At 45.7% G+C, this 14194-nt stretch carries 11 protein-coding genes and 1 pseudogene; 10 read left to right on the top strand and 2 right to left on the bottom strand.

The annotated features are described in order from the left end of the window. Window positions 1–10 precede the first annotated feature (10 nt). Window positions 11–139 (top strand): hypothetical protein, encoded by a 129-nt coding sequence (locus XZ46_RS37650; RefSeq protein ID WP_257720182.1) that lies wholly within the window; start codon window positions 11–13, stop codon window positions 137–139. Here the strand turns inward: XZ46_RS37650 and carB are convergent. Then, window positions 136–3369, bottom strand: coding sequence for a carbamoyl-phosphate synthase large subunit (carB, locus tag XZ46_RS22515; protein WP_006670841.1), 3234 nt, complete (start codon window positions 3367–3369; stop codon window positions 136–138). The genes XZ46_RS37650 and carB overlap by 4 nt on opposite strands. Before the next feature lie 268 nt (window positions 3370–3637). On the opposite strand from carB, the gene XZ46_RS30810 reads away from it, so the two are divergent. The 9 genes and pseudogenes from XZ46_RS30810 (at window position 3638) to XZ46_RS22475 (ending at window position 13697) form a co-directional block, all read left to right on the top strand. Next, complete coding sequence (locus XZ46_RS30810; RefSeq protein WP_006623268.1) at window positions 3638–3826, top strand: hypothetical protein; 189 nt, start codon at window positions 3638–3640, stop codon at window positions 3824–3826. Between the two features lie 286 nt (window positions 3827–4112). Next, window positions 4113–4370 carry a hypothetical protein gene (locus XZ46_RS22505; protein WP_006616856.1) on the top strand — a complete coding sequence of 86 codons (258 nt, stop codon included), beginning with the start codon at window positions 4113–4115 and terminating at the stop codon, window positions 4368–4370. Beyond that, on the top strand, window positions 4367–5269 hold the full coding sequence (locus XZ46_RS22500) for an ROK family protein (protein WP_006623266.1): 903 nt from the start codon (window positions 4367–4369) through the stop codon (window positions 5267–5269). The genes XZ46_RS22505 and XZ46_RS22500 overlap by 4 nt, the downstream gene beginning before the upstream one ends. 802 nt (window positions 5270–6071) lie before the next feature. Beyond that, entirely contained in the window at window positions 6072–7523 is a 1452-nt protein-coding gene (locus XZ46_RS22495; RefSeq protein ID WP_048895257.1) for an MFS transporter, read from the top strand. Window positions 7524–7909: 386 nt separating this feature from the next. After that, the gene (locus XZ46_RS30805; RefSeq protein WP_006623264.1) at window positions 7910–8095 is read left to right on the top strand and encodes a hypothetical protein; all 186 of its coding nucleotides are present in this window, start codon (window positions 7910–7912) and stop codon (window positions 8093–8095) included. Next, window positions 8079–8954: an IS630 family transposase gene (locus XZ46_RS22490; RefSeq protein ID WP_006623263.1), complete on the top strand. Its 876-nt coding sequence runs from the start codon at window positions 8079–8081 to the stop codon at window positions 8952–8954. Before XZ46_RS30805 ends, XZ46_RS22490 begins: the two co-directional genes overlap by 17 nt. A gap of 19 nt (window positions 8955–8973) precedes the next feature. Further along, window positions 8974–10800 (top strand): annotated as a pseudogene (ppsA, locus tag XZ46_RS22485) (phosphoenolpyruvate synthase); the annotation flags it as partial. 353 nt (window positions 10801–11153) lie between these two features. Further along, entirely contained in the window at window positions 11154–11927 is a 774-nt protein-coding gene (locus XZ46_RS22480; RefSeq protein ID WP_048895256.1) for a DUF4114 domain-containing protein, read from the top strand. A gap of 114 nt (window positions 11928–12041) precedes the next feature. Further along, on the top strand, window positions 12042–13697 hold the full coding sequence (locus XZ46_RS22475) for a SpoIID/LytB domain-containing protein (RefSeq protein ID WP_048895255.1): 1656 nt from the start codon (window positions 12042–12044) through the stop codon (window positions 13695–13697). Between the two features lie 82 nt (window positions 13698–13779). On the opposite strand, the gene XZ46_RS22470 is transcribed toward XZ46_RS22475, so the two are convergent. Next, on the bottom strand, window positions 13780–14079 hold the full coding sequence (locus XZ46_RS22470; RefSeq protein WP_008054250.1) for a ferredoxin: 300 nt from the start codon (window positions 14077–14079) through the stop codon (window positions 13780–13782). Window positions 14080–14194: the final 115 nt, after the last annotated feature.

The raw sequence follows: 14194 nt of genomic DNA, 5'->3' as shown, positions 1-14194 counted from the left end.
ACACCAGCCAATGATATACACCCGCCCTTTCCCCGCCGCCGTTTTGAACAGGTGGTGCGATCGCATTCCCGACGGTTTTGGGAAAAAATCCGCCAACCGTCTAAACCCGCCCATTAGCCCTAGGGCGAGACTATTTTAAATGTAATAGTCTTGAAGGGCTTTAACATCTAGGGGGCGTTGCTGGAGCGATCGCAAAGCGGATATGGTGGCTTTAGCGCCAGCGATAGTGGTAATAATCGGGACCTTGTAAGCCAAAGCCGATCGCCGAATCATAATCCCATCAGCGCGTGCTTCCGACCCCGAAGGCGTGATAATCGCCAATTGTACCGCGTGATTTTTAATAGCATCCAATACATTAGGGCGACCCTCATGGAGTTTCAACTCTAGGTCAACCTTAACCCCATGTTCCCATAACACCTTGCGAGTGTTGATGGTAGCAGTCACCTTAAAGCCGAGATCCAGGAAATCTTGAACCACAGGAACGATCGCTTCTTTATCGCGGTCATTGACAGAGACAAACACCGTCCCCGACATGGGTATCACCTGACCCGCCGCCAATTCGGCTTTAGCAAAGGCGCGTCCGAATTCGGTATCAATTCCCATAACTTCTCCGGTCGATCGCATTTCGGGACCGAGGAGGACATCCGTACCTGGGAACTTAGCAAAAGGTAAAACCGCCTCTTTCACCGAGACATAATCGGGAATTTTCTCCTGAGTATATCCCAACTCTGCCAAAGTCTTGCCAGACATGACGCGGGAAGCCATTTTCGCCAAAGGAATACCGATCGCCTTAGACACAAAGGGAACAGTCCGGGAAGCGCGGGGGTTAGCCTCCAGAATATAAACCTGTTCACCTTGTACCGCAAACTGAATGTTCATCAGACCCACCACATTCAAAGCCTTGGCTAATTGAATAGTCTGGCGGCGTATGGTAGCGAGGACGGTTTCTGATAGACTTTGGGTAGGAATGGAACAAGCGGAGTCCCCGGAGTGAATCCCCGCCTGTTCGATATGTTCCATAATCCCACCGATGACGACATTTCCGGTATGGTCAGCGATCGCATCAACATCGACCTCAACGGCATTTTCCAGGAACTTATCAACCAAAATCGGGTGATCCGGTTCCACCAGCACCGCAAAGGTCATATATCGTTCCAATTCCTCATCAGAATAGACGATTTCCATGGCGCGACCCCCCAACACATAGGAAGGACGCACGACGACCGGATAACCGATACGACCCGCCACCGCGAGAGCCTCTTCATAGCTGCGAGCCATTCCATTCGCCGCCTGTTGAATATTCAACTCCCGGAGAATTTTCTCGAAGCGTTCCCGGTCCTCAGCGGTATCAATAGAGTCAGGGCTAGTCCCCCAAATTTTAGTTTTTAGGGTGGATTCTGACAAGGCTTTTTCCAGGGGGACGGCTAGTTTTAAGGGAGTCTGACCGCCAAACTGAATGACAATACCTAGTGGTTCTTCCGCCTCGATGATATTAAAAACATCCTCCTTGGTCAAGGGTTCAAAATAGAGGCGATCGCTGGTGTCGTAGTCGGTGGAAACCGTCTCCGGGTTGGAGTTAACCATAATGGTGATATAGCCATCATCGCGCAAAGAATAGGAGGCGTGACAGCAACAATAGTCAAACTCAATCCCCTGACCAATGCGGTTAGGTCCGCCGCCGAGAATCATGACTTTGGGGCGGTCGGAGGGGATCATTTCGTCCTCTTCCCAATAGGTAGAGTAATAGTAAGGGGTGGTAGACTCAAATTCGGCGGCGCAGGTATCCACCATTTTATAGGCAGGTTTGACCCCTAAACCCTTACGATATTTACGGACTTCATCTTCGGTGGTTTGACTTGCAAAAGCAATTTGGCGATCGCTAAAACCTTGTCGCTTAATCGCCAGCATATCCTCATGATTAATTTGGTTGAAGGGAGTGCGTTTTAAAAATTTCTCCGTCTCCAACAATTGCTGCAACTTATCCAAAAACCAAGGGTCAATCCCGGTTAACTCATAAATCTCCTCTACCGACATTCCCAATAACATGGCATAGCGGAGCGTTAGCATTCGGTCGGGGTTAGGAGTCCTTAAACCAGAACGGATAGTATCCAAACTGGGGACTTTTTCATTAGTATTAAGTCCCCAACCCGCCAAACCTGTTTCGAGCGATCGCATAGCCTTTTGGAAGGACTCGCAGAAAGTGCCACCAATAGCCATCGCCTCACCCACCGATTTCATTTGGGTAGTCAATACTGGTTCAGCACCTGGGAACTTCTCAAAAGTAAACCGGGGAATCTTGGTGACCACATAATCAATAGTTGGTTCAAAAGAAGCCGGAGTTTTTTTGGTGATATCATTGCTAATTTCATCGAGGGTATAACCCACAGACAATTTGGCTGCAAACTTCGCAATAGGGAACCCAGTCGCCTTGGAAGCCAAAGCCGAAGACCGACTGACGCGGGGGTTCATTTCAATGACAATCACATCTCCATTAACCGGGTTCACGGAAAACTGGATATTAGAACCTCCCGTTTCTACCCCAATTTCCCGGATAATTTTAATCGCCGCATCCCGCAATCGTTGATATTCCTTATCGGTGAGGGTTTGCGCCGGAGCGACGGTAATGGAATCGCCAGTATGAACCCCCATAGGGTCGAGGTTTTCAATGGAACAGATAATCACCACATTATCCGCCAAATCCCGCATTACCTCTAACTCGTATTCTTTCCAGCCAATTAAAGACTGTTCCACCAAAATCTGGGACATGGGGGAAGCATCCAACCCAGCGATCGCCAATTCCTCGTATTCTTCCTGATTATAAGCAATACCGCCCCCTGTACCCCCCATAGTGAAGGCGGGACGAATAATCAGCGGATAACTACCAATTTGCTCCGCAATAGCCCTGGCTTCATTGAGGTTATTCGCAATACCTGATGGACAGCAGCCGACCCCAATTTTCTCCATCGCCTGTTTGAACAGGAGACGATCTTCGGCTTTTTCAATCGCATCTAATTTAGCGCCAATCAGTTCAACACCATATTTGTCTAAAACCCCATTTTTCGACAAAGCCACCGCAATATTTAAGGCGGTCTGACCCCCCATGGTTGGTAATAAAGCGTCGGGACGTTCCGCCTCGATGACTTTTTCCACAATTTCTGGGGTTAAGGGTTCAATGTATGTCCGCCGGGCTGTTTCCGGGTCGGTCATGATTGTGGCTGGGTTAGAGTTGACCAGAACTACATCATATCCTTCTTCTCGTAGGGCTTTACAGGCTTGAGTCCCTGAATAGTCAAACTCACAGGCTTGTCCGATGACAATTGGACCCGAACCCAGCAGCAGAATTTTTTTTAGGTCGTCGCGTCGCGGCATATCTCTTAACTATCCGTTATTCGGTTATCTGTGAAGTACCCTACCACCACCTGGGTCAGAACAGGCTGACGCATTGGGTGTAGGCTTCCTGCTTCTCCGACAATTCCCCAGGCTATTAGTTTATAGCTGGGGTCTCCCATCGTCTCCACAGGCCTAAACGCCACTTCCTGGCGCTTAAAAATCATAACTTAGACTTAAATTTAACTGAACATCATCAGCCTAATTTTAGATCCGATGCCCAATTATGGGCGATCGCTCACTGTAATCAATGCCAGGGTACAATCTCAACTCCCGCCTAAATGTTCAGACTGAACTTGACAAGTGCGATCGTACTACTACCCTAGAACCGGAAAATCAACTAACAACCAGTAATAATGATTGTAGACATGACGAGAAAACTCCCATGATTATCAGTGTATACATATCTAAATTAATCCTCTTTTTAACAATCCAATAACAGTATATGAAAAAATGTGTCTAATTCCACCACCTAGCCATTAACAATAGCCGAAATTACCCAATTTCGAGGTTCTACCAATCAGCCATGAGTTGTGATCACAATTTCCTGAATCATCTATAATCAGTAAAGACAAGGCTGATATCAGGGAACTGATTAAATACTGATGGTGGTGAACTTATTTCATCTTCTGGCTGATATTGGTGTATCGTTACTAATGGATTGACCGATCGCCCTGATTAGTGAGAAAATGGTACAACAATCCCTTATTATCCCAAACATCCTTATGCCTAAACCTAGTTCATACGCGGTTCATCTTTTGATTCAGGGGGGACACCGGGAAGAAGTCCGGTTCAGGACGATCCAGGATTTTCAGACCTGGTACACTAAGGTTCTGATTCCTAAGCACACTGATACCGATTTTCTCAATGTCCCGATTAAAACCATTGAAGGTGAGTATCTGGTAGTTCGTCCCTCTAGTATTATGGGGATTCGCGTCGAACCCATTTATACTAGCAGCATAGAACGCGACGAAGTAGAATGAAACCAAAATCCGCTCAGGTCATTGGTATTGATTTAGGGGGGACGGCGATTAAACTGGGACTGTTTGAGGCGGACGGTTCCTGTAACCAATCCCTGACGGTGGCAACTCCACAACCCGCTACCCCGGAAGCTGTGTTGGCAGCAATACTAAACGCTATATCACAAATAACAGCCCCTGTCGAGTCTTGGGCGGCGATCGGGGTGGGTTTACCGGGACCAGTAGATGGGACGGGGCGTATCTCCCAGGTAGCCATTAACCTAGAGAATTGGCGGGATGTTCCCTTAGCAGACTGGCTGGAAGAAAAAACCCAAAAGCCAGTAATCATGGCTAATGATGCTAATTGTGCGGGGTTGGGGGAAGCCTGGTTAGGGGCGGGACGAAATTTTGATAATCTGATTATGTTAACTCTGGGGACAGGAGTTGGCGGGGCGATTATCCTCAATCGTCAGTTATTTGTGGGTCATCGCGGCGCGGCGGGGGAGTTGGGATTAATTACTTTGAACCCCGATGGACCCCCTTGTAATAGCGGAAATCAGGGTTCTCTGGAACAATATGTCTCTGTACAAGCTATCCGCCGAGAAACGGGTGATCACCCTTCTGACCTAGCCAAAAAGGCGATCGCAGGTGATTCCCAAGCCTTAGCCTATTGGGAAGAATATGGGCGACGGTTAGGGGCGGGTTTAGCTAGTTTAATTTATGTTTTGACTCCAGAAGCGGTCATTTTAGGCGGTGGTATTAGTGCGGCAGCGAATCTATTTTTACCAACCCTCTGGGAGGAAATTCAACGCCGAGTTTTACCCACTTCTCGGGAAGGGCTACAAATTTTGACCGCCGAATTAGGAAATCAGGCGGGTACTATAGGGGCGGCGCGACTTGCTTTTCAGATAATTAATAATTAATAATTAATAATTAATAATTAATAATTAACATGATTTCCTGAAGTCAATGCTAACTCAATGTATATATGCTATTATCAATCAATCCGAGAATTACCTGTAGATAAATCCTAAACTATGATCCGCCTTTCTCGACAACAAGCCAAGACGGCACTTGTTTAACTCAGATAATTAATAATTAATAATTAATAATTAATAATTAACATGATTTCCTGAAGTCAATGCTAACTCAATGTATATATGCTATTATCAATCAATCCGAGAATTACCTGTAGATAAATCCTAAACTATGATCCGCCTTTCTCGACAACAAGCCAAGACGGCACTTGTTTAACTCAGATAATTAATAATTAATAATTAATAATTAATAATTAACATGATTTCCTGAAGTCAATGCTAACTCAATGTATATATGCTATTATCAATCAATCCGAGAATTACCTATAGATAAATCCTAAACTATGATCCGCCTTTCTCGACAACAAGCCAAGACGGCACTTGTTTAACTCAGATAATTAATAATTAATAATTAATAATTAATAATTAACATGATTTCCTGAAGTCAATGCTAACTCAATGTATATATGCTATTATCAATCAATCCGAGAATTACCTGTAGATAAATCCTAAACTATGATCCGCCTTTCTCGACAACAAGCCAAGACGGCACTTGTTTAACTCAGATAATTAATAATTAATAATTAATAATTAATAATTAACATGATTTCCTGAAGTCAATGCTAACTCAATGTATATATGCTATTATCAATCAATCCGAGAATTACCTGTAGATAAATCCTAAACTATGATCCGCCTTTCTCGACAACAAGCCAAGACGGCACTTGTTCAACTCAGCGATCGCTTTCAAGCTACCGACTACCATAGTGATCATCTGGCTATTCGCACTCAAGCCGCCTATGCAATGGGAGATTTTGGCGGTGCTATTCCCGGCTGTATGCAAGTCTTCTTTTTGCTGTTTTTCTTGACTAATATTGCGGGACTTGATGCAGGTTTAGCAGGTAGTGTATTATTACTTGGTAAAGGATGGGATGCTATCAGTGATCCGATGATTGGTTGGTTAAGCGATCGCACCCAGTCTCGTTGGGGAAGGCGTTACCCTTGGATGATAGTAGCTTCTATTCCTTTGGGTATCTGCTTTTTCCTGCATTGGGTTGTACCTCCTGTTAGTGGCTGGCTACTATTCGGCTATTATGGCTTGATTACCATCCTATTTTATACCGCATTTACCGCCGTATTTCTTCCCCTCGGTGCTTTGGCGGCTGAACTTACCCAAGACTATGACGAACGTACCAGTTTAATCAGCTTTCAATCAGCTTTTAAAATTGGCGGAAGTCTATTTGCTTTAGTGTTAGCCCAGGTTTTATTTGGATTATTTGAATCTCCCCAATTGCGATATCCTTTATTGGGTAGTTTGGGGGGATTAATGGCGATGATATCTGTCTATATATGTGTTTTTGGAACCAGTAAACGCTACTTTCAACAAGAAGCTAAACGATTGGCAATCACCCGACCTCCATCATTACCATTTTTACAACAAATTCGCATTGCCTTTAGTAATAAACCCTTTCTTTATGCCATTGGGATTTATTTATGTTCCTGGTTGGGAGTACAGGTAACCGTTGCTATTCTACCCTATTTTATAGTAGATTATATGCAACTAGCCGATCGCCACTTAACCCAAATGGCATTATTAGTGCAAGGGGTATCCTTACTGGGTATGGCTTTCTGGAATGCGATCGCCCAAAAAGTAGACAAAAAAACCGTCTATTGTTTAGGCATTCCCTTCACCATGTTAGCCGGAGTCGGACTATTCATGCTGCAACCCGGACAAATGCTGACCATGTATGGTTTAGGTGCGATCGCTGGATTTGGAATAGCTACCGCCCACCTAGTCCCCTGGTCAATTTTACCCGATGTTGTCGATCTCGATGAACTCAACACCGGACAGCGACGGGAAGGCATTTTTTACAGTTTTATGGTAATGTTACAAAAACTAGGAATTGCCCTATCCCTATTTATTGTCGGACAAATTCTCAGCCATGCTGGACTGTTAGCCACAGCCGGTTCCAAAGAAGCAATCAGCCAACCCGAATCCGTATTATGGGCAATTCGCCTGATGGTAGGCCCCATTCCCATTGCCTTTTTATCCATGGGGTTAGTATTAGCCTATTTTTACCCAATTACTCGCACCGTCCACGCAGCCATTCGTCTACAATTGCAACAACGCCACGACTAAATAACTACCAATGATAGGGGCGGCTGGTAGGGGCGGGTGCTAGATCCGCCCCGGTAAAAACCCGCCAACTTACGGAACTCGCCCTTCTTCTTATGTAACACCCCGGTAAAAACCCGCCAACTTACGGAACCCGCCCTTCTTCTTATATAACGCCCCGGTAAAAACCCGGCAACTTACGGAACCCGCCTTCACCTACGGTAAAAACCCGGCAACTTACGGAACCCGCCCTTCTTCTTATGTAACGCCCCGGTAAAAACCCGGCAACTTACGGAACCCGCCCTTCTTATGTAACGCCCCGGTAAAAACCCGCCAACTCACGGAACCCGCCCTTATTCTGTTCGGAACCCAGATATAGCACAAGACAGAAAAGTTAGGACGTATAGCACATGACCCGATATCGGGAATGGCAATCGGGAACTCGTCAATGTCGGGATGCCAAACGTCCCGTCCTCAATCCCAACAGTGGCTGTTATCCGACCCTGTATAAAGGTATAGCACAAGACAGGAAAGTTAGGACGTATAATGGAGAGGACGAGATGACTAAGAAGACCCAAAATGCCAGCCCCCTATAGTTACGACCTCAGACAAAAAGTTATTGATGCAATTGAACTAGACGGTATGCCCAAAACAGAAGCCAGTCCAGTTTTCCATGTCAGCCGGAACACCATTAATCTCTGGCTGCAAAGAAAAGCACAGACCGGAGACTTCCTCCCTAAACCTAATCACCCACCTGGCAATAACCACAAAATTACCGACTGGCAGAAATTCAAGGCTTTTGCCCAAGAGCATGGCCACAAAACCTCCGCTCAAATGGCTGAACTTTGGGATGACGACATCTCTCCTCGCACCATATCCAGAGCCTTGAAGAAAATTGGCTTCACCAGAAAAAAAACTTACGGCTACCAAGAACGTTGGAAGCAACAGCGAGAGGAGTTTATGGCTCAGATTGAACAGATGGAGCCACAAGAAGTGGTCTACCTCGATGAAGCCGCCATGAATAGTCAGGACTCGGATTACCCTTATGGTTACTGCGAGGAAGGAAAACGCTTCCATGCCCTCAAATCAGGGAAGAGGCAGGACAGGGTGAGCTATATAGCCGCATGGTGTCATCAACAACTCTTAGCCCCCTTTAGCTTTGAGGGTTGTTGTAATCGGACAGTGTTTGAGTTGTGGTTGGAGTTCATCTTAATTCCAACATTGAAGCCAGGTCAGACTCTAGTATTGGACAATGCAACGTTTCATAAAGGGGGGCGGATTGCTGAACTGGTGGAGGCAGCTCAATGCCATTTACTCTATCTACCACCTTATTCGCCAGACCTCAACAAGATAGAGAAATGTTGGTCGTGGCTGAAAGCCCGTATTCGCCACTGCATTGAGCAGTTTGATTCTCTCCATGATGCCATGGATTCCGTTCTCAAAGCTGCGTCCTAACCACCTTGACTAATGCTATATTGGCGTACAAAAAATGGTGCGATCGGACCTAGCCACTTCCGGGGTAATGTTCTCAATTGATACAGAAACCGGATTCAAAAATGCCGTCATCATTACCGCCGCCTATGGCTTAGGGGAAACCATAGTCCAAGGGACTGTCAACCCTGATGAATTCATGGTATTTAAACCCATGTTGCGGGAGGGTTTTCGACCCATTATCGCCAAGCGTCTGGGTAGTAAAGCCGTGAAAATGGTTTACGATCGCCAGGAAGCTACCCGCCTTATTCCCGTCCCAGAAACCGAAAAACAAAAATTTGCCCTAAGTGATGAGGAAATTCTCAAGCTGGCTAAATGGGCGCAAATTATCGAAGATCACTATAACCAAATTCGGGGCTGTTATTCCCCCATGGACATTGAATGGGCGAAAGACGGCCAAACTGGGGAATTATTTATTGTCCAGGCGCGTCCCGAAACAGTCCAATCTCAAAAGTCCGATCGCATTTGGCAACAATATCACCTCCAAGGTACAGCAGAAGTCTTAGTCGAGGGTCGCGCTGTAGGCGATCGTATTGGTCAAGGTAAAACCCGCGTTTTGCTTAATGTCCAGCGCATTCATGAATTTAAACCCGGCGAAATTTTAGTTACCCAAAAAACAGACCCCGACTGGGAACCAATTATGAAAAAAGCCTCCGCCATTATTACCAACTCCGGCGGTCGCACCTGTCATGCGGCGATTATTGCGCGAGAAATGGGCATTCCCGCCATTGTCGGCTGTGGTAATGCTACCGATATCTTACGCACCGGTCAAGCCGTAACCGTTTCCTGCGCCGAAGGCGAAGTCGGTAAAGTCTATCAGGGTTTAGTACCTTTTGCGATCGCCAAAACCGTATTAGACGATTTACCCAAAACCCGCACCCAAATTTTACTCAATATTGGCAACCCAGCCGAAGCCTTTAGCCTTGCTTCTCAACCCTGTGACGGCGTAGGACTAGCGCGACTAGAATTTATCATTGCTAATCAGATCCGAGTCCATCCCCTCGCCTTAATTAACTTTTACCAACTCCAAGATGAAACCGCGCGCCAGGAAATTGACAGACTCACCGCCGGATTTAATAGCAAACCCGACTATTTTGTTAGTCAACTCGCCCAAGGAATTGGCACTATTGCTGCTGCTTTTTATCCCAAACCCGTCATTGTACGCATGAGTGATTTAAAAAGTAACGAATACGCCAATTTGCTGGGAGGGCGACAATTTGAACCCCTCGAAGAAAACCCCATGATTGGTTGGCGGGGTGCGTCTCGGTATACTGACCCCAAATATCGCCCAGCCTTCGCCTTGGAATGTCAAGCGATCAAGCGGGTTCGCGATGAAATGGGATTAGCTAATGTCATTCCCATGATTCCTTTCTGTCGCACCCCCGAAGAGGGTCAGCAGGTCTTAGCAGAAATGGCAAAACATGGCTTAAAACGCGGCGAAAATAGTCTGCAAGTTTATGTCATGTGTGAGTTACCCAGCAATGTTTTATTGGCTGATAAATTTTGCCAGGTGTTTGATGGTTTTTCTATCGGTTCCAATGATTTAACTCAGTTAACTCTCGGTTTAGATCGTGATTACGGACTGGTAGCCCACATTTTTGATGAACGCGACGAAGCCGTTAAGCGCATGATTAAAATGGTCATTCAAACGGCGAAACGTTACGATCGCAAGATTGGTATTTGTGGTCAAGCCCCCAGTGATTATCCTGAATTTATCCGATTTTTGGTAAACTTAGGGATTGATTCAATTAGCCTCAACCCTGATTCTCTACTCAAGACCCTACTAGAGGTCGCCAAAATCGAGAAATAGGAGATCTGATTTCAGTTCAATATAGCAGTTTATCCTTTATCCTAACCCTCTCCTCCTTCTATGGCTCCCTATACCACAGGGACAGAGGGGTGTGAGGGAGTTTTTATGAGCGATTATTTATACCCCCCTGGGGGGGATATCCCCCCCAAAAAATCTCCGTATTTTCACTAAAAAATTTGCATAATCTTTATAAAACAAATAAATTATTTAAAGATTTGGTAAAGATTGCCAATTTGGCTGGACAAAGAACTGATAACTTTTCCATAATAGAGTCATCAGCTAAAAAGTTATGAATCTTCCAGGACTCGCATCTTACTGAACTGCTATCTTAAAACTTACGGAGACCAACCCCCATGAAATCCACAATCCTTGCAGCATTTACAGCCGTCACAACTACCCTAGCCGTTGCTGGTTCCGCTGCTGCATTCACTATTCAACGAGCCGATGAACACTTTCAAGGGCTGATTAACTCCGGTGTTTTTAATGACTATATCCACACCGAATATCAAGCCCTAGACCCCTCATTTGTTTCTAGTCGTCAGCTAGATTTGAGTAAACTAACATTAGATTTCAACCATGAAGTGAAAGTGCATTTCCTCAGTGAGGGTGCATGGTATCGCAACCAGTTAGGTGTTTCTGCTACAGGCGCTACCAACATATCAGACACTATTCTATTTGATGATATTGTCTGCCTAACTAGCAGTTGCTCAACTCATACTGGTTATCGAAATTCTCACAACGACCCAACCGCTAATCCTTTACAAGCGGGTGATTTTGTCAGCTTGGGTAAAGTCCTAGGAGGAACTACCCTAGACTTTTTCCTAAATTCAGATGGTTATGGACGCAGCAACCCCACTCGTTTATATGTTGACTCCAGCCGGAACAGAAATGGATTCCAACAAGTGATGGCCTATGAACAATCTGGCTATCTGGTGTTAGCTTTTGAAGATATCGTCGGTGGTGGTGACAGAGACTATAATGACGTTGTGTTTGCCCTTGATATCGGCAAGAAAAATATGAATGCCATCAGAGGTGTGCAAGTTCCTGAACCTACTATGGTGTTAGGACTCCTAGCAGTTGGCGCGGCTTTCTCCCTTGTCAGTCGCAAAGGTGAACAAAAGTCTTAGGCGCGAATTTCACTCGGAAATATTGTCCATATCTCCTGTTAGATCCAATTCTAGCGGGAGATTTTGGTTTGAGCATTCATAATGGATAGCGTGTCCTGATATCTGAGAGCCGAGATGATAAACGCGATAACAGCCCCCCAACCTAACCTATACTCCCGGAGTAGTGGTCAGTCTGTTTCTAAGAGTTTAGGCAAGTTGCCAATGGTTTTAATGTTCGGATGTTTATTGGGACTGACACCGACTAAAGCGATCGCCCAAGAAGAAATTAACCCTATCCTAGAAGTAGGCGTAGTGCAGCAATTTGGTAAAACCCCCACAGATACCCTCGTCTTGCAAGCCAAACCTGGAGACCATCTCAGCCTGCGTTTTGCCACCCCCGAAGGTGAACAAGTCCTGCATACCCTCAGCGCCGTTATTCAGGTGGAAATGCAACCCCTTCCAGAACCCCAAGTTAACGAACGTCTGATTTTTAGCAGTCACCGCAGCTATGAAACCGCCGCACAGCAGGCTAACAAATGGCGAGAAATGGGCATCGAAGTTGAACTAGCGCAACCCGATGTATGGCAGGTTTGGGCTTCTCGGGAAACTTATTCAACTCCCCTGTTGCGCCGATGGTTACTAGAAAGCATAAAAGCCCAGGGCTATCAGCCTACTTTCACCAGCCAAGTAGTCAGAGAGAAACCCGTCCCCTATTGGGTGTTAGGTGGCTATCGTTACAACCGCCAAGAGTTAAAAATTGAAGCTCCCCAGAATGTCATTTCCGTAGGTAAGAAAAGAGATGACCCCCAGGCTTTAGTTTATGGAGGCAGTTTAAAACTCCAGCCAGATGCCTACGGAACCTATACCCTGGTTAACCATGTTCCCTTAGAAACCTATTTGCGGGGAGTTGTACCCCATGAAATGGGCGCATGGCCTCCCGCTGCTTCTATTGAAGCCCAGGCTATTTTAGCGCGTACCTATGTCTTGCGGAATCTGCATCGGTTTGAGGCGGACAATTATCAAATTTGTGCCAATACCGATTGTCAAGTATATAAGGGGTTAACCGAGGTTTACCCATCTACTGATAACGCTATTACTAACACCAGGGGCCTAGTGCTGACCTATGACGGGGAATTGGTCGATGCGGTGTATTTCTCCTCTAGTGGTGGCATTACTGCTAATTTTAATGATGTCTGGGATGGACCCAAGCCACCCTATCTCAGGTCAGTATTAGATACTACTCAAAATGTGTGGAACCTGGAAAGCTACAGCCTAGCTGATGAACAGAACTTCCGGCGGTTTATGAGTCTGAGGAAGGGTTTTAATGAAGAGGGTTGGAGTGATTTTCGCTGGCAATACCGAACAGATCTCAAGGCCATGACTAATCATCTGCAATTTTATCTCAAGCGTCGCAAAAGTCCCCTGGCAGATTTTAACACTATTCAACAGGTGAGGGTGGTGGAAAGGGCTCACTCTGGCCGGGTGTTGAAAATGGAGGTACAAACTGATAAGGGTGTTATCCCCATCCATAAGGATGAGGTCCAAAGTGCTTTTTGGCCTCCTATTAGTACCCTATTCTATATTGATCCGATTTATGGCCCTAACCAAACTCTGCAAGGCTATAATTTTGTGGGCGGCGGGTTTGGTCATGGTGTCGGTTTCAGCCAAATAGGATCGCATAAACTCGCCCGGTTGGGTTGGTCTAGCGATCGCATTTTGGAATTTTATTTTCCGGGGACTCAACTAGAACCCCTGAACAATTATTTAATCACTGGGCAGCAATCTCCATAAATCCTGGCTATAGGGGAAGGAAGAACAGATCCGCTGTAACCAAAATAACCTGTTCTCCCTTCTCTGACCAGGTTGGAGAAACTTAGTAGAGTCCTTCTTCTTGGTGAGTTTGGATTGTGCAGTCAGACGTGGGATAGGCTACACAAGTCAAAACATACCCAGCTTCGATCTGATCATCATCTAAGAAAGACTGATCAGACTGGTCAATGGTACCACTGGTGATTTTACCAGCACAGGTGGAGCAAGCACCAGCACGGCAGGAGTAGGGCAGATCTAGTCCAGCTTCTTCGGCAGCATCGAGAATATATGTATCATCATCGCAATCGATGGTTTCGTTGATGCCTTCAGCTTCGTTAATCAGAGTGACTTTGTAAGTAGCCATTCAGTGTTCCTCTCTAAGTTCTCAAAAAAATCGATAAGAAAAACCTATATAAATCACAAGGGAATATTAGCCTAACTCCCTGTGGTCTCGGTTTTCTTCACTTTCTGATATTAAA

The organism is Limnospira indica PCC 8005, from assembly GCF_000973065.1.
Taxonomy (GTDB): Bacteria; Cyanobacteriota; Cyanobacteriia; order Cyanobacteriales; family Microcoleaceae; genus Limnospira; species Limnospira fusiformis.
The sequence above is the reverse complement of the archived record's forward strand: the minus strand, read 5'-3'. Positions and strand labels throughout refer to the sequence as shown.

Bases quoted from the DNA above. Each gene is read 5' to 3' on its own strand.
- XZ46_RS37650 (WP_257720182.1), top strand. From the start codon at position 11: ATGATATACACCCGCCCTTTCCCCGCCGCCGTTTTGAACAGGTGGTGC.
- carB (WP_006670841.1), bottom strand. From the start codon at position 3,369: ATGCCGCGACGCGACGACCTAAAAAAAATTCTGCTGCTGGGTTCGGGT.
- XZ46_RS30810 (WP_006623268.1), top strand. From the start codon at position 3,638: ATGCCAGGGTACAATCTCAACTCCCGCCTAAATGTTCAGACTGAACTT.
- XZ46_RS22505 (WP_006616856.1), top strand. From the start codon at position 4,113: ATGCCTAAACCTAGTTCATACGCGGTTCATCTTTTGATTCAGGGGGGA.
- XZ46_RS22500 (WP_006623266.1), top strand. From the start codon at position 4,367: ATGAAACCAAAATCCGCTCAGGTCATTGGTATTGATTTAGGGGGGACG.
- XZ46_RS22495 (WP_048895257.1), top strand. From the start codon at position 6,072: ATGATCCGCCTTTCTCGACAACAAGCCAAGACGGCACTTGTTCAACTC.
- XZ46_RS30805 (WP_006623264.1), top strand. From the start codon at position 7,910: ATGACCCGATATCGGGAATGGCAATCGGGAACTCGTCAATGTCGGGAT.
- XZ46_RS22490 (WP_006623263.1), top strand. From the start codon at position 8,079: ATGCCAGCCCCCTATAGTTACGACCTCAGACAAAAAGTTATTGATGCA.
- XZ46_RS22480 (WP_048895256.1), top strand. From the start codon at position 11,154: ATGAAATCCACAATCCTTGCAGCATTTACAGCCGTCACAACTACCCTA.
- XZ46_RS22475 (WP_048895255.1), top strand. From the start codon at position 12,042: ATGATAAACGCGATAACAGCCCCCCAACCTAACCTATACTCCCGGAGT.
- XZ46_RS22470 (WP_008054250.1), bottom strand. From the start codon at position 14,079: ATGGCTACTTACAAAGTCACTCTGATTAACGAAGCTGAAGGCATCAAC.